General features: G+C 51.1%; 21 protein-coding genes. 6 read left to right on the top strand and 15 right to left on the bottom strand.

What is annotated here, in order from left to right:
* Positions 1 to 85: 85 nt before the first annotated feature.
* From KNP83_RS13655 to KNP83_RS13665, 3 genes are all read left to right on the top strand, one after another.
* A complete protein-coding gene (locus KNP83_RS13655; protein WP_214762950.1) occupies positions 86 to 763 on the top strand; it encodes a hypothetical protein in 678 nt (225 codons plus the stop codon).
* A 63-nt stretch (positions 764 to 826) separates the two neighbouring features.
* Positions 827 to 1,078, top strand: coding sequence for a hypothetical protein (locus KNP83_RS13660; protein WP_021065171.1), 252 nt, complete (start codon positions 827 to 829; stop codon positions 1,076 to 1,078).
* A gap of 196 nt (positions 1,079 to 1,274) precedes the next feature.
* Positions 1,275 to 2,603, top strand: coding sequence for an N-acetylmuramoyl-L-alanine amidase family protein (locus KNP83_RS13665; RefSeq protein WP_214762951.1), 1,329 nt, complete (start codon positions 1,275 to 1,277; stop codon positions 2,601 to 2,603).
* Between the two features lie 23 nt (positions 2,604 to 2,626).
* Here KNP83_RS13665 and KNP83_RS13670 read toward each other — a convergent pair whose 3' ends face one another.
* Together KNP83_RS13670 and KNP83_RS13675 are read right to left on the bottom strand one after the other, a co-directional pair.
* On the bottom strand, positions 2,627 to 3,151 hold the full coding sequence (locus tag KNP83_RS13670) for a GNAT family N-acetyltransferase (RefSeq protein WP_214762952.1): 525 nt from the start codon (positions 3,149 to 3,151) through the stop codon (positions 2,627 to 2,629).
* 35 nt (positions 3,152 to 3,186) lie between these two features.
* Positions 3,187 to 4,029, bottom strand: a complete 843-nt coding sequence (locus KNP83_RS13675) for a type II CAAX endopeptidase family protein (protein WP_214762953.1) — start codon at positions 4,027 to 4,029, stop codon at positions 3,187 to 3,189.
* 163 nt (positions 4,030 to 4,192) lie between these two features.
* Here KNP83_RS13675 and KNP83_RS13680 point away from each other — a divergent pair, with 163 nt between their 5' ends.
* A complete protein-coding gene (locus KNP83_RS13680; RefSeq protein ID WP_251139397.1) occupies positions 4,193 to 6,550 on the top strand; it encodes a bifunctional diguanylate cyclase/phosphodiesterase in 2,358 nt (785 codons plus the stop codon).
* Positions 6,551 to 6,628: 78 nt separating this feature from the next.
* Here KNP83_RS13680 and KNP83_RS13685 read toward each other — a convergent pair whose 3' ends face one another.
* The 6 genes from KNP83_RS13685 to glmS all read right to left on the bottom strand — a co-directional run bounded on the left by KNP83_RS13685 (position 6,629) and on the right by glmS (position 14,066).
* Positions 6,629 to 7,774, bottom strand: a complete 1,146-nt coding sequence (locus KNP83_RS13685) for a mannitol-1-phosphate 5-dehydrogenase (protein WP_214762954.1) — start codon at positions 7,772 to 7,774, stop codon at positions 6,629 to 6,631.
* Positions 7,774 to 8,205, bottom strand: a complete 432-nt coding sequence (locus KNP83_RS13690) for a PTS mannitol transporter subunit IIA (protein ID WP_214762955.1) — start codon at positions 8,203 to 8,205, stop codon at positions 7,774 to 7,776. The genes KNP83_RS13685 and KNP83_RS13690 overlap by 1 nt, the downstream gene beginning before the upstream one ends.
* Before the next feature lie 44 nt (positions 8,206 to 8,249).
* Positions 8,250 to 9,671, bottom strand: coding sequence for a PTS mannitol transporter subunit IIBC (locus KNP83_RS13695; protein ID WP_214762956.1), 1,422 nt, complete (start codon positions 9,669 to 9,671; stop codon positions 8,250 to 8,252).
* A gap of 166 nt (positions 9,672 to 9,837) precedes the next feature.
* Complete coding sequence (locus tag KNP83_RS13700; protein ID WP_214762957.1) at positions 9,838 to 11,871, bottom strand: BglG family transcription antiterminator; 2,034 nt, start codon at positions 11,869 to 11,871, stop codon at positions 9,838 to 9,840.
* Positions 11,855 to 12,124, bottom strand: coding sequence for a PTS sugar transporter subunit IIB (locus KNP83_RS13705; RefSeq protein ID WP_214762958.1), 270 nt, complete (start codon positions 12,122 to 12,124; stop codon positions 11,855 to 11,857). Before KNP83_RS13705 ends, KNP83_RS13700 begins: the two co-directional genes overlap by 17 nt.
* 145 nt (positions 12,125 to 12,269) lie before the next feature.
* Entirely contained in the window at positions 12,270 to 14,066 is a 1,797-nt protein-coding gene (glmS, locus tag KNP83_RS13710) for a glutamine--fructose-6-phosphate transaminase (isomerizing) (protein WP_214762959.1), read from the bottom strand.
* Positions 14,067 to 14,480: 414 nt separating this feature from the next.
* On the opposite strand from glmS, the gene KNP83_RS13715 reads away from it, so the two are divergent.
* Positions 14,481 to 14,816 carry a hypothetical protein gene (locus KNP83_RS13715; protein WP_214762960.1) on the top strand — a complete coding sequence of 112 codons (336 nt, stop codon included), beginning with the start codon at positions 14,481 to 14,483 and terminating at the stop codon, positions 14,814 to 14,816.
* 32 nt (positions 14,817 to 14,848) lie between these two features.
* On the opposite strand, the gene KNP83_RS13720 is transcribed toward KNP83_RS13715, so the two are convergent.
* The 7 genes from KNP83_RS13720 to KNP83_RS13750 are packed head-to-tail and all read right to left on the bottom strand — an operon-like array spanning position 14,849 to position 18,467.
* Complete coding sequence (locus KNP83_RS13720; RefSeq protein ID WP_214762961.1) at positions 14,849 to 15,598, bottom strand: endonuclease/exonuclease/phosphatase family protein; 750 nt, start codon at positions 15,596 to 15,598, stop codon at positions 14,849 to 14,851.
* A complete protein-coding gene (locus KNP83_RS13725) occupies positions 15,595 to 16,140 on the bottom strand; it encodes a P-loop nucleotide/nucleoside kinase family protein (protein ID WP_214762962.1) in 546 nt (181 codons plus the stop codon). Before KNP83_RS13725 ends, KNP83_RS13720 begins: the two co-directional genes overlap by 4 nt.
* A gap of 34 nt (positions 16,141 to 16,174) precedes the next feature.
* The gene (locus tag KNP83_RS13730) at positions 16,175 to 16,645 is read right to left on the bottom strand and encodes a hypothetical protein (protein WP_214762963.1); all 471 of its coding nucleotides are present in this window, start codon (positions 16,643 to 16,645) and stop codon (positions 16,175 to 16,177) included.
* Positions 16,638 to 17,147 carry a hypothetical protein gene (locus KNP83_RS13735; protein ID WP_214762964.1) on the bottom strand — a complete coding sequence of 170 codons (510 nt, stop codon included), beginning with the start codon at positions 17,145 to 17,147 and terminating at the stop codon, positions 16,638 to 16,640. Before KNP83_RS13735 ends, KNP83_RS13730 begins: the two co-directional genes overlap by 8 nt.
* A complete protein-coding gene (locus KNP83_RS13740; protein WP_214762965.1) occupies positions 17,148 to 17,591 on the bottom strand; it encodes a hypothetical protein in 444 nt (147 codons plus the stop codon).
* 4 nt (positions 17,592 to 17,595) lie between these two features.
* On the bottom strand, positions 17,596 to 18,027 hold the full coding sequence (locus KNP83_RS13745) for a hypothetical protein (RefSeq protein ID WP_214762966.1): 432 nt from the start codon (positions 18,025 to 18,027) through the stop codon (positions 17,596 to 17,598).
* Entirely contained in the window at positions 18,024 to 18,467 is a 444-nt protein-coding gene (locus KNP83_RS13750) for a hypothetical protein (RefSeq protein ID WP_214762967.1), read from the bottom strand. Before KNP83_RS13750 ends, KNP83_RS13745 begins: the two co-directional genes overlap by 4 nt.
* A gap of 199 nt (positions 18,468 to 18,666) precedes the next feature.
* Here KNP83_RS13750 and KNP83_RS13755 point away from each other — a divergent pair, with 199 nt between their 5' ends.
* Positions 18,667 to 19,377 carry a GntR family transcriptional regulator gene (locus KNP83_RS13755; protein WP_214756894.1) on the top strand — a complete coding sequence of 237 codons (711 nt, stop codon included), beginning with the start codon at positions 18,667 to 18,669 and terminating at the stop codon, positions 19,375 to 19,377.
* The last annotated feature ends 62 nt before the right edge of the window (positions 19,378 to 19,439 follow it).

Below are 19,439 nucleotides of genomic sequence, written 5' to 3' on the forward strand. Positions count from 1 at the left end.
TAATAACAATGTGATTATTAGGTATAAGGAATCAGCTCAAGTATTTCCAATAAATAATTCATTTATTATGGAGGTGAATACGACAATGGGGAAATTAAATTTTTTGCTCGCTGAAGATTACATTAAACCTAAAATCTATTTTCAATCTAAACAAACACCTACATTTAATGCATCTTATTCGTACGCTGATCGCAATCAGTTTGAGGGGTTAGAGCATTTGACCCAATTGTTATTTTCATCTAAAGGATTCATTATTAATGCATTTCAAATCGATTATTATCAAACTTTGCCACAATTAATTGCCAGAACTCTAAAAGAAAATCGTTCTTACAAAAAACTATACATTCTTGGACCTGAACTGTCTCTCTCTATTCTAAAGCGCAGTTCAAAAACCGTCTATGAGAAACACTTTCAAGAATTTGGATATATCAATGTGGAACGAGAATTTCAAGGAGTTGTTCGCCAATGCTTAGCTTTATTGCAAGAAGGTCATATCTTATATATTCTTCCGGAAGCATCGATTTGCTGGCGACCAGAAACTTTTCAATCATTAGAGAACCAACTTTCTCCTCTATGTAGCACATTACTCAGTCAAGAAGCACATGTTCCAATCTTATCCTCTTCTACCAAAGAAGGATCTGATAAAGTCGTGTTACATGAACCGAATGTACCACAACAATATGTAGGAGATTTGGAGTCACGTGTTTACCAACAATCAGAATCGGTATATAATTTACTAGAATCTCCAGTTTCTGACTACTGAGTATCATCATACTAGGAATTGAAGCTTTCAACACAATATTATTTTTTAACGGAGGGATTCAGCATGAAAAAGATTACAGGTCTATTATTCATCGTAGCAGCAGTTTTATTACTTGGCAGCTCGATCAAACCAATGGGCGAAGAACTACCACGCCTCGGAAAATTTGATGTACAAATTCAACCATTCGGCGAAGAACTCCCACGTCTAGGTAAACTTACAGTACCAGTAAAGCAATTTGGTGAAGAATTACCTCGTCTTGGAAAAGTAGAAAGTACAATCAAACCGCTTGGCGAAGAACTTCCACGCCTCGGATAATTTTTTCGAAAGAGACGCCCTCGTGCGTCTCTTTTTTATTTCCGAAACCCTGGAAATAATCCTATCGAAAAAAAGTCAAACAATTTACATATTAACCTCCATTTTTTTCTTGTTTCCTTATATAATAACGAAGACATGATGACGATTTCATTTCACAGCTACTTCACCCAACTATGAATAAAGGAGCGGATCTCGATTGAACCAAACGAAATCATCTTGGAACTTGAAACTGTTGCTTAGCTCTTCCCTTGTCATTGGTGGCATGGCCGTCGCCCCATTCGACTTGACGCCGACCGGTTTCGAATCGAGCCGAGTCGAAGCTGCATCTACATACACGACGACCGCTAACTTGAACCTTCGCTTGAGTGCCGCTACGTGGAGTCCGATCCTCTTGACGATCCCAAACGGGGCGACCGTCAAATATGTCAGCACGTACGGCTCTTGGTATAAAGTCAGCTATGGGGGCAAGACTGGCTACGTCGCTTCACAATACGTGAAAGTCTCGACTGCCTCGACGATGACGCCGAGCTCAGCCTCATACTATAAAACGACAGTCAATTTGAACATGCGCTTAACGGCTGCCTCATGGAGCACGGTTTTGACGACAATCCCGAACGGCGCCACAGTGAAATACGTCAGTCGTTACGGCTCTTGGTATAAAGTCAGTTATAACGGAAAGACTGGGTACGTCGCTTCGCAATACTTAACTGCTACGGGAGCCCCGACTACGACGACTTCTACCACGTCATACCAAACGACGGTCAACTTGAACATGCGTTTGACGGCAGCCTCATGGAGTACGGTCTTGATGACCATCCCGAACGGTTCCACTGTTAAGTACGTCAGCAAGTACGGCTCGTGGTATAAGGTCAGTTACGGCGGGAAGACGGGCTACGTCGCTTCCGAATACTTGAAGCCAGCCACAACGACGACACCGACGACCTCCACCGGTACAGGCCGGACGATTGTCATCGATGCCGGACATGGCGGGAATGACCCCGGTGCTGTGTACGGATCAGTGTACGAAAAAGTTATCGCTTTCGATATCGCCGCACGTCTCGCGAGTACGCTCTCGAATACATATGGCTATAACGCACGGATGACACGCTCGAACGATGTCTACTTGTCGCTCGCACAACGCGTCGAATTGACAAAATCGTATAAAGGTAGCGCCTTCGTCAGCATTCATAACAACTCGTCGACGAACACATCTTACCATGGTCATGAAGTTCTCGTCCCGACTGGTGAAAGTTATACGACGAACCCATACATCTCGGCCAGCCGCAGTTTAGGCGCCGCCATCAACCGTGAGCTCGGTGTCCGCATCCCAACGATTCGTAACCGTGGCGTGAAATACCAAAACGTTTATGTCGTCGGCAAGAACAGCGTTCCATCAACTCTTGTCGAATATGGTTTCATCAGCAACTCGAACGACCGCTCGCACTTGACGAGCACGACATACCGGCAACGGATGGCAGATGCCACCGCTTCTGGGATTCATCAATTCATGAGCACTTATAAATAAGCAAGAGACCTGATCGCATGCGATCAGGTCTCTTTTTCACTGGCGGGGCAACGCCAAATCTTATGATGCGCCCCAGGCCCCCAATAGTGCTCAATCGTTACGAGCGGCGGACCGAGTTGCTTCTCCCAATAGGCTTGTGACGTCGGAAAGCCGGCATCTAAATAAAACGCCGCTTGACCATTTTCCACGAGCTGCCGTCTCAAGTTGTCAATCAGAAAACGACCGACACCTTGTCGTTGGGCCCCGGGAGACACATACATACATCCGATTTCAGGAACGTCCGGTTCGATGTCGACGTGGGCGGTAATGATGTCGTTCGGAGGTAAAATCGCGGCCGTCCCTACGATGACGTCGTCTTGAATCACCACGAAAATTTGAACGGTCTCGTCCTCGAAACTGTCTTGGACGGTCGTATTCAGCCGCCCTACTTCCTCATCCAACAAATCGGCATCCTCAAACTGTTCTCGCCGAATCAAATCACTCAGACTCTCCATAAACAGCCGTTGGAGCGACTTTACATCTTCACGTTCGAGCGGGCGAAAGTTCAATCTGTCCACTTCCCTCTGGTCCTGAATGATACGTGCTAGTCTTTACCCGCGTCCGGTTCTGGCGTAACGTTCGGTTGATGCGATCCTTCCACCGCTTCAAGCTGCTCCAGATGATCATACCCGAGATGTCCGTGTGTCTGCCAGATCAGGACGATTGCGGTCGTGACAAGCAACAACGTCAAATGGAGAAAACCAATCGGGAACACGCCTGGATCCATCAACGGAATGAGTGCGAATGAAACATTGAACATCGTATGAAGCAAGAAGACGGACCACAAATTCATCGTTGTGACATTATAGAGCCAGGAGATGATAAACGTGAAGGCGAGAATCGCCATCGCATATGCCCAAAAAGGAATCAGCGCTTGCCCGGTCCCGCCCATGAAAAAGAGCGGAGTATGCCAGACGGTCCATATCCCTCCTACAAACAGGCTCGCCTTGATTGGTGTCGTCTTTAATTGAAACGCATCGAGCAAATAGCCGCGCCACCCGTACTCTTCTTGAATCGTCCCGCCTATGAACAACATGTAAACGAAGATCGGCAAGATAAGCCACGTACGCTCAAACAGCAAGGCACCTTCTCCATCGGACCACCAGTAGGCAATCAGGAAAATCATAGGGAGGAACAACAGACCGAATGCATAAAATCTGCCGGCCATCCGCCACTCGAAGCCTCGCTTCCATAACGTGATGACGCCTGCCCAACCGTTCTCACGGAACGCCATATAACTACCGGCAAGACTTGGACCGAACGCTCCAATCAGCACAATCGCCTCAATTGGCAACCGGGTCCCGATATATAGTCCCCACCACGCCAGCCATGAGAACCCGAACGCGATGAGGAGAAATAACATGATGTCTTTCTTTGTCGGAATCAATCGTCTCTCCTCCTTCTATCCGTAGTTTACCCGCTTTCCGAACGACTTCCCTATTTCATACAAAAAATATTTTCACTGTGGGAAGCAAAATGATAGATAGACTTTTGTTTTCCAAGGTATAATTGAAATTACAACAAAAATAACATTTCAGAGCGAGGTATATATGGAACCAGTCGTTGAACACTCGATGAGTCACAACCTGTTTCTTGTGATCCTATCCTATCTGATTGCCGCCGTTTCCGCTTACGCCGCCATCGAACTGGCGCGACGTGTCAATTCAGCGAACCGTTCCGTCCAAAACGTCTGGATTGTCGCTGGTGGCGCGACGCTCGGTCTCGGTATTTGGTCGATGCACTTTATCGCCATGTTGGCCCATGAGGTATTGCGACCGATCACCTATTCGGTCCCACTTGTCTTATTATCTGTCGTCATTGCCATGGCCGGCTGTATGTTCGGCTTCTTGATTGTCTCCCGTCGCACGACCCGTCCGGCTCTGATCGGTGCAGGTTTTGTCATGGGAGGCAGTATCGCCAGTATGCATTACGTCGGAATGGCCGCGCTCCAAGGCGTCACGACTTCCTACAATCCATGGTTGGCGGCGCTATCAATTTTGATTGCGTTCGCTGCATCGCTCGTCGCCCTATGGATTGGGTTCTTTTCGAAGTACACGCAGAAAAAGATGCACATCGAATTGAAAGTGTTCTTCTCCCTCTTGATGGGTGTCGCCATCTTCGGGATGCATTTCGTCGGCATGTTAGCGGCGACGTTCACGTTCGTCGAGACAGACGGACCGTTCGCGAATGCGATTGAGCCTTCGTTACTCGCATGGCTCGTGAGCGCGATCACGATTCTCTTGTTCGCCATCTTCTTCTTATCACTCACGATTGACCGTCATTTGCGCAGACGGGACTTCATTCAAGCAACGATTCTTGACTCAACGACAGATGCGGTCGTCACGACGACAAAAGATGGAATGATTCAATATGCGAACACAGCGTTTTATCGCTTGTTCGACCAAGTCGAGAAGGATGCTTTCTTCCAAGACTTTCATCCGTCACTCACCATCAATCAACCATTTTATGAACCGAGACGCGTCGATCTCGGTGACCAAACGATTGAAGTGACGAACTATCCGCTTAAAGGGGAAACGATGGACCAGGTACTTTGGTTCATGCGCGACGTCTCAGAAACGATCGCCTCACAGCGCCTCGTCGAACATATGGCGTATCACGATACGCTCACGAATTTGCCGAACCGGCATAAACTTGAACGGATTTTGGCCGAACATATTCAAATCCAAGATCCGGTTGCTTGCCTCTACATCGACATCGACCGTTGGCGTTTCTTGAGCGATATGCTTGGACATCACGGCTCGGACGAACTGACGATGCAAATCGCCGAGCGTCTGCAAGTGACGATTCACCCGGATGATATTTTGACACGCGTTGGTTCATCCGAGTTTATCATCTTGCTGTTCGACAAGCGGAGCACGCTTGCCAAACAAAAAGCCGAGAAGTGTATCAAAGCGATCTCGCAACCTTTCAATATCGATGGGACGACTGTCGAACTAACGATGAGCGCCGGCATCAGCCATTATCCGAACGATACGACATCGGCCGAGGAGCTTGTGCAGTACGCTCGGCTCGCCGTCCACGAATCGAAACGTACTGGGAAGAACCAAATCAAAGAATTCGAAGACGAGTCGAAACATCAAATCCTGCGCACCGTCGAAATCGAGAAGGCACTCGCACAGGCGCTCGACCGGAATGAGTTTTCACTCGTGTACCAGCCGAAAGTGTCACTGACGCAGAACCGGCTCGATGGCGTCGAGGCGCTTCTCCGTTGGAACAACCGCGAGCTCGGTCACGTTCCACCGGACGACTTCATTCCGATCGCAGAGAACACCGGCCTGATTCACCTGATCGGCAGTTGGGTCATGCGTGAGTCGTGCCGGGCCTGGGTCCGCTGGAAGAAATCCGGCGTAAAACCGTTCATGCTTTCGGTCAACGTCTCCCCGCTCCAGTTCGCTCGGGAAGATTTCGTCGAGTCGCTTCAGGCCATCTTGGATGAGACCGGCATGGACCCGATGTTCCTCGAGCTCGAGGTGACGGAGTCGTCGATGCTCTCATACGAAGAATCGACACGGGAGAAACTTACCCAGCTCCATCAGTTCGGGATTTTAATCTCACTCGACGATTTCGGGACCGGCTACTCATCGTTCCGTCAATTGCGTGAACTTCCGGTCCAAGTGTTAAAAATCGATCGCTCGTTCATCGTCAACTTGTTCACGGATCGCAACCAAGAAGCCATCGTCCGCTCGATGATTCAACTCGGTCATAATCTAGGCATGAAAGTGCTCATGGAAGGTGTCGAGACGTCGGATCAGCTCGAATGGTTACTGAACGAACAGTGTGATTACGTCCAAGGCTATTACTTCAGTCGTCCACTTCTGGAAAAGGACGTCGTGAAACATGTCAAATCGGTCACAACGTACATCGAGTTCGGAAAAACACGCGCTTAATCAGACTGTAGCCCCTGCGCTACAGTCTTTTTTGTATGCAAAAATTCTCCCATGCCACTTAGGCACAGGAGAATTGGTTTACGAGACTTGCGCTTTCTCTTGCTCGCGAATCAACTGGTATTGTTCGAGGATCAGCTTCGTCAGTGTATCCCCCTCATGCAACTGAAGGTATTTCTCCACTGTCGAGACGATGCCATCCTCTTCAATCGAGAGGTAGAGTTCAGAAGATTCTGAATCATCAGGGTTGTAATAGGTCAAGGCAGCGGCAATTCCATAGGCCAGTTCATTCGGTTCGATGCCGTTATCGATAAGTTCACGGGCCGGTTTGACGAGCCGGTCACTCGGTCCGAGCTTGCGGATCGGGGAACGGGCGACGCGCGACACTTCATCTTTCAACTTCGGATTCTCGAACCGTTTGATGATCTTTTGAATGTATCGGCTATGTTCTTTCGCTTCAAATCCATATTTTTCGAGCAAGAGCCAACCGGTCTCATACAATGCCCCTTGGACGACTTGGCGGACGCGGCGGTCTTTAAGCGCCTCGTCAATCGTTTCTTTCCCGAACAAGGAACCGATGTACGACGCGATGGCGTGACCCGTGTTGACCGTGAACAGCTTCCGCTCGATGTATGGACCAATCTCGTCGACCCACGTCACACCTTGAAGCGGGGGCCGCTCGGCCAATCCTGTCGTCTCGATGACCCACTCGTAAAACGTCTCGACCTCGACGAACAGTGGATCTGCGTGTTGCTGGAGCGGGACAATCCGGTCGACGGCCGCGTTCGGGAACGAGACGTTCGCCGTCCCGACACCGCCCGATGTCTCGATTGCTTGATGGAGTGATGCGCTACCGCCAATCATATTCTCGCAAGCGATCACATACACCGGGGCATACGTCTCACGGTCACGGAGTCCTTCGCTGATGAGTGGTGCGACTTTCGGGAGAAGCGTCGGTCCGACCGCCGTCGTGACGAGATCGGCCTCCGCGATGAGCGCGATGACGCGCTCCGGGTCAGTCAAACTATTGACGCCGCGAACCCGGTCGACGACGACGTTGTCGACGCCTTCTTCGGCAAATCCGACTTCATAGAACCGCTTGTCTTCTAATGCTTGGATGACCGTATCGTTAATATCGACGAACGTGACTTCGTAGCCGCTCTGATTGAGCAACAACCCGATAAAGCCCCGTCCGATATTCCCTGCCCCAAAATGTACAGCTTTCATTACGCCACCTCTTCCATGAATAGCGACAAAATCTCTTCTTTCGTCTTCGCCTGCACGAGGCGCTCGACGTTATCTTCATCTGAGCAGATGATCGCGATTTGGGACAGGAGTTCCAAATGTTCGTCATCCACCCCGGCAATCCCGATGACCAATTTCGCCGTCTGGCCACCAAAGTCGACGCCTTCCGGCACTTGGAGGATAGAAATCCCCGTCTTTTGAACGGCGGATTTCGCTTCCTCAGTCCCGTGCGGAATCGCGACGTGGTTCCCGATATACACGCTCGAGAGCGCTTGTCGTTCGTGCATCGCTTGAACGTAAGCCGGCGACACGCAGCCGGCTGCTTCTAACACGTGACCGGCCGCGTCAATCGCTTCGGCCGACGTGTTGAACGATTGGTTGAGTCGAATCATCTCTGTCTGAATGAATGGCATTTTAGTTCCTCCTATACCTTAACCCTTGTCTCTGTCTGCTTCTGTTATGAGATTTTGCTACGTTCGGCTTTAATTTCTTCAATCAATTGATCGTAATAGTCCGCGTTCAAGAAGTTCGTGACCGAACGATGAATCGCATCCGGCACTTGTGCCTCGGCCCGGTCCGTCAAATCCTCATGGGTGATGACGAATTGGGCATCTTTCGGCAATTGGCTGATCGATGTGTTCGTGACTTTGATTGGCAAGTTCGCCTTGTTCACTTTATTGCGAAGCACTGACGCGCCCATCGCACTCGAACCCATCCCGGCGTCACAAGCGAAGATGATGTGATCGACTTTGTCGAGACGGTCGTGGACGAGAGCCGACGCATACGACTGCTTGCCTTTCATCGCGCTGACGTTTTGCGTCGCTTCTTCGAGTGACACTTCTTCAGCTGCGCTTGATTTCAAGATGACGCTCGCCACAGCGAACGTGACCGCTGCGGACAAGAGAATCCCCGCAATCAATCCAACGTAAGAACCGCGTGACGCCATCGCGAGAATCGCGAAGATACTACCTGGTGACGCTGGTGCGACGAGACCGACATCGAACAAGACGAATGTGAAGACCCCGGTTGCGCCCCCTGCAATCATTGCAAGAATCAAGATCGGTTTCATCAAAACGTATGGGAAGTAAATCTCGTGAATCCCACCGAGGAAGTGAATGATGGCTGCCCCTGGTGCTGTACGTTTGGCCGCACCTTTGGCAAATACCATATACGCGAGCAGTAAACCAAGACCTGGTCCTGGGTTTGCTTCAAGTAAGAACAAGACCGATTTCCCGGCGTCCGCCACTTGATCGACACCAAGCGGGCTCAAAATCCCATGGTTAATGGCGTTGTTCAAGAACAAGATTTTCGCTGGCTCGATGAATAGACTTGCGATCGGCAACAATTTCGCGCCGACAATCCAGTCGACACCGGCTGCCATGACTTTATCGAGGCCGCTCATGATTGGACCGAACACCTCGAAGCCACCAATCATGAGAAGACCACCGATGATTCCGACCGAGAAGTTGTTGACGAGCATTTCAAATCCAGCTTTGACTTTGCCTTCGATGAGACGATCAAACTGTTTAATGACATATCCGCCGAGTGGACCCATGATCATCGCACCGAGGAACATCGGAATGTCCGTCCCGACGATGACCCCCATCGTGGCGAGCACCCCGACGACTCCGCCTCGTACGTCGTGAATCAACTTACCGCCGGTGAACCCGATTAAGAGCGGTAACAGATACGTGATCGTCGGACCGACGAGTTCGGCTAATTTTTCATTCGGCCACCAACCTGTTGGAATGAAGAGAGCTGTGATAATCCCCCAGGCAATGAAGGCACCGATGTTCGGCATGACCATCCCGCTCAGGAAACTCCCGAACCGTTGTACTTTGACCCGGACACCGCCCGGGCTTGCTTGCGCATTCGCCATGTATAAAACCTCCAGTCGTTAATTGTGAAAGGTAGATTGTTGTCGTGTAGCTAACCGGTTTGTGCTCTACACCTGTATTGTAGTCTCAGCGTAAGCGCTTTCTCAATTCAATCCAGTTCATACTTTGGCAACATTTCGTGCCAAATAAAAAAATGACCACGGCGGGTCATTTTTCGTGCAACGTCTCTTGAATCAGTTTCTTCATACATTCATGGAGCAACAGACGCAGTTGTTGCGTTGAACCGGTACTATATACCTTCATATGTTGTTCGCTCTCAATCAACGATCCGCTGACGGCACTGAGGAACTGGAGCTCGACATCTTCCGCCTCTTCCGGTGCGAGCAGGACGAGCAGACGTGACACCGGCTCAGTCGATTGATCCATCATCAGAAGTGGAATCGACTGTTTCAAATCGAACGCGAACACACTCGCCCGCTCGATTGACGCATGACGTCCGTGGAATAACGCCAGCTTCGTGCCCGGAATCCCGAGACCGGCCACTTCATGACGCCGGAGCAATCGGGCCGATAACTGGATGCCGCTCTGGACGAGACCCCGTTCTTCGAGGTGTGTCCCGATATCGAGCAAGATATCTTCCAATCGGTCGCTATTATCGAGCGTGACGAGGTCGAACTGCCGGTCCATCCGTTCAAACGTCTCGACGAGGGCACCGAGCTCGTTGAAGTCGAGCATCGTCGAATGACTCTTCCCTTTCGTCTGGAACGACTGGGGGAGCGACAACAGCAAATGACGGACGCGTTGCACTTCCTCGTTCGTCAACAACGGATTGACGATAAGCGTCGGCACCGACAGCGGTGGCAACGGGACGGTCGATAGGATGACGTCATAGTCGTCGAGTCGATGCTGCTCGAGCCCGAACAACGAGGAGTTGACGACGTCTTGCATCTCTGGAAACTCCTGCTTCACCCGGTTGACGAGCATCTTCGAGGAACCGAGACCGGCCGAACAGACGACGAGAGCCCGATATTCCCGGCGCCGGACCGGTTTGACAAGCGCGGCGGCGAAATGCATCGCCCAAAAAACGGTCTCTTCTTCCATGAACGTGTTCGTCCCGAAGACGATATCGGCCGCCTGTTGGATGGCCGATCGTAAATGCGGATAGTCACGGTCGATGTGAGGACGGACCGTGTCCGTATCGGGAAGTGCCTGGGTGTTCATGCTCGATAGGATGTGGGCAAGGAGCCCTTTCTCGAGCGCGGCATCGTCCGTGAAGGCGAACCGGTGGATGAGCGAGACGTGATGAATCAATTTATGGACGCGAATCTGCATGACCCAGCGCTCTTCTTCATCTTCTTTCATTTGTTCTTTTAATGACCGAAGCCGATTCGCTTCCTCGGCGAACCAGACCCGCTCCGCCATCGAGAACGGTGTCCCGAGCGCCGTCTCCATATCGAGCGCGACTTTCAAATAATCGTCCGAGCGCCCTTTCGTGTAAATCTCTAGGAAAAAGCCGGCGTCCAGACGGGCTTGTTGCACGCCATAGGCGAACGTCACCCGCATGATCGTCCGGTCGTCCATCCGTTCATACGGATGTTCCTTTAGATAGTCATAACCGTCACGGAGCGCCTCGAGCATGACATCACACGGAACGGTCTTTAAAAACGCCGGGATATAGTCATCCTCCCCGCGCACGAAGCGATAGAATGCGAGCGTGTCCCAATGGGCGAGAAGCGCATTGATCATCAGCTTCCGCTTCTCGGCTTCAAGGCCGAGCACTCGGGCCCCGACCCCTTTCTTCCGCTCGACTTCAAGATGATACTCGTCGAACCAACGATCGAGTTTCTCAAGGTCTTGTGTGAGCGTGCTCGGGGAGACGTGCATCTGTTTCGCGACCGCCTGCAGTTTGAGCGTGTCTTTTTCAAACAGAAGCCGCCAGGCGAGCTCGAAGATGCGGTCCTCCGCCGTCGGAATCGCCTCGGCCGACAAAATCAAGTCTTCGCGCAGCTGTTGCTTCGCATCGGAACGACCGATGAGACTGAGACCGTGCCCGCGCTGCCAAGCGAGTTCCAATTCGAACTCGCGCAAGACGCCCTCTAGCAGTTGACGCTCCCGTTGAATCGTCCGCTCAGACAAATTGACCGCTTGCGCGATTTCTGCGAGCGGTGTCGACGTCTCCGTTGCCAATAGATGTAGTAAAATCGAGCGCTCCCGGGCGCTCCACTCATGTTTCATATCCATTCACCCATTCCTCGACGAGTTGTCGATATTCCGTGAGCGATAACATGTGTCTGACCGAGCGAACGTGCGCGGTCGGATGATCGATCGTCGCTGTCCCGGCTTGATAGATAATCCAATCGACGTCTTCTGGGACGTCCCGAGGCGTGCCGTGTTGAATCACACACGACAATTTTCCCGAACACGCCTCGGCAAACAGTTTCGCTGCCATCGCGCTCGTGACGAACCCGCATGGACAAGCAATATATACGTTCATGTCAGACCTTCTTTCATCGCTTATCTTTATCTAACCATACGATGCAACCGCTTACTCTACCTACTATTTTGCTTGTTGGCAAAGATATCGGCAAGCAGTAAAAAGCACCTCTCTGTTTTAGAGAGGTGCTTAGCAATCAATCAGCTTATTCGACCGTCACCGATTTCGCCAAGTTGCGCGGCTTATCGACGTCACAGCCACGCGCGAGCGCGGCATAATACGCCATGAGTTGAACCGGTAGCACCGTGATGAGCGGCGCGAGAATCGGTTCGACGTGCGGCAGGATGAACTCGTCATTCTCATGCTCGACGCCTTGCATCGAGATGATACATGCGTTCGCACCGCGGGCGACGACTTCTTTGACGTTGCCGCGGATGTTCAAGTTCGTCTTCGGTTGCGAGATGAGCGCGATGACCGGCGTACCATCTTCAATCAAGGCGATCGAGCCGTGTTTGAGTTCTCCGCCCGGATACCCTTCCGCTTGGATGTACGAAATCTCTTTTACCTTGAGCGCGCCTTCGAGACAGACCGACGCATCAAGTCCACGTCCGATGAAGAACGTGTTCGGTGTCGTCTTCAAGTAACGGTCCGCCAAATCTTCGAACAGCTCTTTTTGCGACATGATCGAGTCCATGATTGTCGCGACACGCGCGAGTTCTGGCATCAACTCGAACGGCAATTCTTTCCCGTTCGCGCGGGCGATGTCATAGGCGAGAATCGCGAGCACGGCGATTTGGGCCGTGTATGCTTTCGTCGATGCGACTGCGATTTCTGGACCGGCATGGAGGAGCATCGTCTCGTTCGCTTCACGTGAGAGTGTCGAACCTGGTACGTTCGTCATCGTCAGTGCCTTATAGCCGCGCTTCTTCACTTCAACGAGGACGGCTCGGCTGTCGGCCGTCTCTCCAGACTGCGACAAGAAGACGAAGAGCGGACGTGAACTTAAGAGCGGCATGTTGTAGCCGAATTCCGATGAGACGTGGACCTCGGTCGGGATGCCGGCAATCCGCTCAAGGATGTCTTTTCCGACGAGCCCGGCGTTATAGCTCGTGCCACAGGCGACGATGTAGATGCGGTCGGCTTGCGAGACGAGCGAGCGCACGCCTTCCGTGAGTTCGATGTCACCGTTCTCGTTCTGGTAGTGCTGGATGATGTTGCGGATGACGGCCGGTTGCTCGTCCATCTCCTTCAACATGTAATGCGCGTACGTGCCCTTCTCGATGTCTGACGCATCGATCTCGGCCGTGTACGGCGCACGCTTGAGCACGTCTCTGTCGAGTGTCTTAATCGTCGCCGACTCGCGTGTCAAGATGACGATCTCGCCGTCGTGGAGCTCGAGGTACTGGTCCGTCACCTGGAGCATCGCCATCGCGTCAGACGCCACGACATTGAACGTGCCGTCGCCGAGTCCGACGAGGAGTGGTGACTTGTTTTTGCCGATATAGAGGCGTTCTTTATCTTCCGAGTCGATCATCGCGATCGCGTACGAGCCGTGGAGCTCAGACAACGTCTTGCGGAACGCCGCCTCGACGTCGCCGAGTTCGACGAAGTTCTTCTCCATCAACTGGACGATGACTTCCGTGTCCGTCTCAGAGAGGAACGGCACATCAAGTGTCGCCTTGATCTGCTCGTCGTTCTCGATGACACCGTTGTGGACGAGCGTGAAGCGACCCGTCGTGCTCTGGTGCGGGTGGGCGTTCGGTACGCTCGGTACCCCGTGTGTCGCCCAACGTGTATGACCGATACCGATAGCCCCTTCCGCTTCGTCCGGTACGATGTCACGAAGTGCGGCAATCCGGCCGACTTCCTTGAACACATGGACATCCTCACCGACGAGCGCGATGCCGGCCGAGTCATAGCCTCGATATTCGAGCTTCTCGAGCCCTTTCAATAAAATCTCTTTCGTTCCAACTTGACCAATCATTCCTACAATTCCACACATACAAAAATCTCCTCTATATTCGATTTCTCGAAAAAGGAAACGGGCTTTTTAGAGTGCTGTCAATGTGCTCTCGTTTGTCCGTCCGGTCACCCGAACGTTTTAAAAGAACACTTTTAGTCGTGACAGGCGACTAGAGAGCATCCGCCGAAATTTCGATCACCCTCGTCCTCGTCAACTCCGCAGAGTTCTGGCGCTTTTGTTTCATATCCAGCCGTTTCTCCAGATACCCCTTCATGCTAGCGGTTCTAGATGTAAACGAATAGTGATTTTGTCACAACGTGCTTCAATACTTTTTTACTGTTCATGTAAAAGTCACCACTTTCACTAAAAAGCTACTTTTTTTGAACAGGCTTGTCCCGGCGAGCTCGTTCGGGCATGATGGAAGTATCTATTAGATGGAGTGGAGGAATGGCTATGAATATCGTCTTTCTCGTCATCGGCATCATCTTATCGACCGCATCGAAATGGCTACAATTTGAAGGACAGAGTGAGATTGGGGATTTACTTGTGTTCCCCGCTGCTTCGTTTTTGGCGCTCGCGCTCATGTTCAGCTTCCCGTTCTTTAAAGAGTGGTGGGACGACCCATCGCTCCGTCCGAAAGCGTATCGCTTTGTCGGGTTGGCTACTGCAGGCGTGTTGTCCTTTCAACTGTTCGCCTGGCTCGTCTTTGGACAAGGGGAATGGCTCGGGGCGCTGTTTCTCGTTCCGTTCTTGGTTTGTCTCTACTTCGTCATCCGTACGTTCAAATAAAACAGGGGAAGCGCTCAAGCGCTCCCCCGTTTTTATGTGATGTCGAAGTCGACGAAAAACCCATAGTGATCACTCGGCAACACGTCAGTGACGGACGTCTTGCCAAACATGTCCACGTTTGAGATGAGCGGGACATCTTCGACACAACGCAACAATATCCAATCATAGCGCGCTGGTTGTTTCAGCAAGGCATCCTGCTTCAAATACGGGTTATGTACATAGTCCAGTGTCGGCTCATCCCCACCACGATGACACGTAGCGACATCGATCCAACGATACTCAGTCAAGTAACGATGAATCTTCGAACGTGGGTCGTCATTGAAGTCCCCGCATAACAGTTCGTAGCGTACTCCTTCCCCGATCCATTCGCGAACCGCCTGGATTTGCGCCTCCCGGATGTCCGGCGACCGCCAATTCAGATGGACGTTCGTCAACCCGAACGCGTGCTCTTCCACTTGAAACGTCACCCGCATCGCACAGTAGTTCGCTTCTTCGACATCGTGGTGCCAAATCGCATCATGCGTATCGAGCGGAATGTTGCTTAAGATTGCGAGTCCTTCATCGGGTGAGTCCGGATAGGCGAGAAACACGCAATTTCGATAACCCGTCTCGTTGGCGATCTGCTTGGCTACACTGATGCCTCGCTCCCCGTCCATATAGGTTTTGACTTCTTGAAGCGCTAGCACATCGGCGTCAATCGCCTTCACCGTCGCACAGATCGATGCAATCCGCTCGGACCAACATGTCGGATTGTTCCAGATGTTGAACGTGGCAATCCTCATGCTCGTTCCCCTTCTCTGCTCTCACGCCGCAATAAAAACTGTTCGCTTTCTTGAAACTGTCGAATCGTCCGGTTCAACTCACCGCCCGTGTTGTCTACATAGTAGCGGTCCGGTGCACCCGAGCTTAAAAACTCGTTCCGTAATATGATGACCCGCTCCCCCATCTGTGAATCCGCCGGTCGGTGCTGATCGCGTTGGACGTGAACGTCTTGATCCGCCCATAAGATGACGTAGCGCACCTCGATGCCTTGCTCGATCCAGTGCGCCGTGTAGCGCTGCACGTCTTTCCAAAAAGCGACCCAATCCACGACGACGTCATAACCGGCCTCCACAAAGTTCTCGGTCAAGGCGACGATGTTTCTCCACACCAGGTCGTTCGCTTGCTCTGACTCCCACGGTCTTTCACGACCCGAGACCGCCATATGACTGATGTCGTCACCCGACACGTAGGCACTTTTCTTCATATCTTGAGCGAGCCGTCGCGCCGTTGTCGACTTTCCGACGCCAGCAGGTCCCGATATAATCCATACTTTTCTTGCCATCCGTACTTCCCCTTTCATATAGAAGAGGAAGCCCCTAAGCGCTCCCCCACTTTTGTTCTTCTTGCAATTCGGCTTCCGTGACATAATTGTCATCGAGTTGAACCATGTGCCGCTCGTACAGACGATGCTCGAGAATAGCAAGTACGTAAGCTCCTAGCCCAATCAAAGCGAACGTTTGAAGTGAAATCAAATCCGTGAACAATGCGTAAACCCACACTAGGAAGAATGGTAGCGTCACAAGCCCAAAGATGGAGTTGAGATGGATGAGCCGCTTTGCTGCTTCCGACTTTAAAAACTGCTTTTTGATGTTCTCACGTAGCCACATCTTGCGAAAATCGGGCAGCCCCGCCGCGACGCTGAGAAATATGACTGTCATTGGTGATAGCCAATTGTATTCTAATGAGAAAAAGAGAAGCGCGGCCAACACTGCTGACAAGAATACTTGTGTGGAATGCTTTCTCTGGTCGAACGCCGTCAATTCACGCATTTGGCTCCGTTTATCCATGACTTTGCTCCTTCTCGATGTCGCGGGCTTCGCGAATCAGTTTTAAATCTTCTCCCGTCAAATAATGACCGTCATGCTTTTGGATGATGCGGTCGAGCCATCTGCCGAAAAAGGCAGCTCCCCAAAAAAAGGCTTGCGACAACAAGAACGCCTGGAACGTCTGCGGTTGTGTCGTATCATAGAATACGACGATCCCGTAATATCCGATCGCACTAAACCCAATCAAATAAATCGTGAACCGCAGCGTGAGCAGCTTTCGTGCTGTTTCGTTTTTCACGAACCGAAGCCACATGAGGAATCGAGTCGTTTCGATGCTGAGCAACATAGCAAAAATCGCTACTAAGAACACTAGGAAAAACGAATCGGGCATGTCCCAGTACGATGCGTAAACGAGCATCCCAACGATTGCAGAGACAACGAAGACACCAAAGCCCCAACCGGTCCACTTTTCAAATCGAAGGATCGTATCAATTTGTTGTTTTGATTGTGGTGACAGTTCCATTCAACTCATCCTCTCGATGACTTCATCATATGTCGGTATATCGGGATCATATTGTTTCAATTGACGCGCAATGATGCGGGAACGATATTTTTCAGTCAAGCCCCAAACCCCAAATAGAAATCCAATTCCAAATCCAAGCGACTCCGTTGTGAGCAAGGTCGTCATGAACGTACCCATCAGTATTGCGCTAATCCACGTGTCCGCGTATTCGACTTGCAACCACCGTAAGCTTTTCGGATGCGTCGAGAAGTGCCGAAGGAGGCGGTATTGTGTATGCCCCATGAAAATCAGAAACAGCGCCACGGACCACATTAAAGGAATCAACAACATCTTTTCGAATAGAAGGGCCACAATCGTAAATAGGATATAGAGGACTAGTACTGGTACACCGATTCGTCGGATTCGCTTCACCCATCGGACTTCTTGTTGAATCTGATTCTCCATCCGCTCACCCCCTCAGCTGTTCATATGTAGGACGCCACACATCCTCTTCTTTCATCCGCTTCTCGATTCGCATCGTCAGCCATCCGGCCACGCCCACAATCAGAACTCCACCGATATATGCTGTATTCGACTCTAGCAGCTTCTCCCCATTGATGGCGATAAAAAAGGCGACCGTATTCAAGCAGTCACTTCCGATTTGTCGGCGATAGAGATGTGACAATTGCGGATTCAACGTCCGCCGCATCCGGTAACGCTTGACGTACATCACATTGATGGGGACGAGCATAAGCCCCGTATAAACGATGCCCCAATCCAAACTGTCCGTCCATATCGTGACGGGAATCACGATGACGAGAAACACGCCTAAAATCCCAAAAATCAGTTGGTGGAATGCGCGAAACCAGGCGCGCTCCGCCTCTACTCGACGATTCTTCATTTCACTTCCTCCAACTCAAGGGCGCGTAACATCGGGTCATGAGCCTGTAGCGCCCGGTTCAAACGACGCGACACGACCTCGGCAATCACTCCCCAGATAACGACGGCGAACGCCCAATAGAGGTTGTCTCGACTAAAGATCAAGAGACCGCCGACCATGATAATAAGTACGCTCGTGTTCACGATGTCGTATCCTAACTGCCAGCGGAGCATCTTTTTAGCGACAGGATTGACCAGAAACGACCGTCTCATCCGATATTTCGCCACGTCCGAGACGAGCAGGGCGATTCCGACGAGACCGAGCGGGACAGTCATCCACGTCGTCTGTCCAACGAACATCAACGCGAACGTCAGGATGACCACCACCAATAAGACGTACCCGATGCGTGTATGCCGTTGCTTCCATTCTCGTTCCCGTTCCATTCGAACTGATTGTGCCATATCCTTCTCCTCCTCAACTCTTCTCCTTTTCTATACGAAACCCTTTCAAATTTGTTTCGCCATTTTCAAGGATTCTCTTCACAATCGTTCGACGTTTTTCAACAAATGCCGAAGGATTGTCGTCCATCAATCTATAATTTCTGATATACTGATGGCGTATTCATACCTACAAATTTTGTTGCGAAAGGTGCAGAAAATCATGGGTCCAAAGTATAAGCAAGTCGCTGAACAGATTGAGACGGATATTATGAATCACGTCTATCAACATACGAACAAGCTCCTCACCGAGGAGGAATACGCCACGAAATACGGCGTCAGCCGCAACACGATCCGAAAAGCGATCGAGATTCTTGTCAATAAAGGCTACGTCTATCAAGTGCAAGGGAGCGGTGTCTTCGTCCGTGACCATTATATGAGCGATTATGTGAACCTCGAGAAGTTGCAAGGTCTCACGAGTGACTTCAGTGGACGGAAAGTCGAGACGTGCGTCCTAGATTTCGAATTGACGACAGCGAACGATGAAGTGGCCGAGCGGATGAAGTGTGATATCGGCACACCTGTCTATTACGTCAAACGCCTTCGTCTCGTCGATGACCATCCGTTCTCGGTCGAGGATTCGTATTTCCGGAAAGACCTTGTCGTCTATCTCGATCGGAACATCACCGAGAAGTCGATTTACAACTACTTCCGCAACGACCAAAAACTCGCCATTGGTTTCGCCGATCGTGTCATTTACGCCGACTTTTTGAACGCAGAAGATGCCAAACTACTCGGGTTGAACGAAAACGATCCGGCCCTCCTCGTCGACAACACCGTCTATTTGACGAACGGTCAAATCTTCGACGTATCGCGCTCGACACATCATTTCCGCCATGTGAAGATGCTCAAAGTCTCAAACATCAAGTCCTAAACGCGCTCGAGAGATTGTTCTCGTGTGCGTTTTTTTATGTTCGCATTTCGGGCAAAAGAAAG

The sequence above is a fragment of the Exiguobacterium sp. s146 genome (genome assembly GCF_018618415.1).
Lineage (GTDB): Bacteria > Bacillota > Bacilli > Exiguobacteriales > Exiguobacteriaceae > Exiguobacterium.

What these genes read in the sequence shown, in the direction of transcription:
- KNP83_RS13655 (WP_214762950.1), top strand. Translation starts at nt 86, where the DNA reads ATGGGGAAATTAAATTTTTTGCTCGCTGAAGATTACATTAAACCTAAA.
- KNP83_RS13660 (WP_021065171.1), top strand. Translation starts at nt 827, where the DNA reads ATGAAAAAGATTACAGGTCTATTATTCATCGTAGCAGCAGTTTTATTA.
- KNP83_RS13680 (WP_251139397.1), top strand. Translation starts at nt 4,193, where the DNA reads ATGGAACCAGTCGTTGAACACTCGATGAGTCACAACCTGTTTCTTGTG.
- KNP83_RS13685 (WP_214762954.1), bottom strand. Translation starts at nt 7,774, where the DNA reads ATGAAAGCTGTACATTTTGGGGCAGGGAATATCGGACGGGGCTTTATC.
- KNP83_RS13690 (WP_214762955.1), bottom strand. Translation starts at nt 8,205, where the DNA reads ATGCCATTCATTCAGACAGAGATGATTCGACTCAACCAATCGTTCAAC.
- KNP83_RS13695 (WP_214762956.1), bottom strand. Translation starts at nt 9,671, where the DNA reads ATGGCGAATGCGCAAGCAAGCCCGGGCGGTGTCCGGGTCAAAGTACAA.
- KNP83_RS13700 (WP_214762957.1), bottom strand. Translation starts at nt 11,871, where the DNA reads ATGGATATGAAACATGAGTGGAGCGCCCGGGAGCGCTCGATTTTACTA.
- KNP83_RS13705 (WP_214762958.1), bottom strand. Translation starts at nt 12,124, where the DNA reads ATGAACGTATATATTGCTTGTCCATGCGGGTTCGTCACGAGCGCGATG.
- glmS (WP_214762959.1), bottom strand. Translation starts at nt 14,066, where the DNA reads ATGTGTGGAATTGTAGGAATGATTGGTCAAGTTGGAACGAAAGAGATT.
- KNP83_RS13715 (WP_214762960.1), top strand. Translation starts at nt 14,481, where the DNA reads ATGAATATCGTCTTTCTCGTCATCGGCATCATCTTATCGACCGCATCG.
- KNP83_RS13720 (WP_214762961.1), bottom strand. Translation starts at nt 15,598, where the DNA reads ATGAGGATTGCCACGTTCAACATCTGGAACAATCCGACATGTTGGTCC.
- KNP83_RS13725 (WP_214762962.1), bottom strand. Translation starts at nt 16,140, where the DNA reads ATGGCAAGAAAAGTATGGATTATATCGGGACCTGCTGGCGTCGGAAAG.
- KNP83_RS13730 (WP_214762963.1), bottom strand. Translation starts at nt 16,645, where the DNA reads ATGGATAAACGGAGCCAAATGCGTGAATTGACGGCGTTCGACCAGAGA.
- KNP83_RS13735 (WP_214762964.1), bottom strand. Translation starts at nt 17,147, where the DNA reads ATGGAACTGTCACCACAATCAAAACAACAAATTGATACGATCCTTCGA.
- KNP83_RS13740 (WP_214762965.1), bottom strand. Translation starts at nt 17,591, where the DNA reads ATGGAGAATCAGATTCAACAAGAAGTCCGATGGGTGAAGCGAATCCGA.
- KNP83_RS13745 (WP_214762966.1), bottom strand. Translation starts at nt 18,027, where the DNA reads ATGAAGAATCGTCGAGTAGAGGCGGAGCGCGCCTGGTTTCGCGCATTC.
- KNP83_RS13750 (WP_214762967.1), bottom strand. Translation starts at nt 18,467, where the DNA reads ATGGCACAATCAGTTCGAATGGAACGGGAACGAGAATGGAAGCAACGG.
- KNP83_RS13755 (WP_214756894.1), top strand. Translation starts at nt 18,667, where the DNA reads ATGGGTCCAAAGTATAAGCAAGTCGCTGAACAGATTGAGACGGATATT.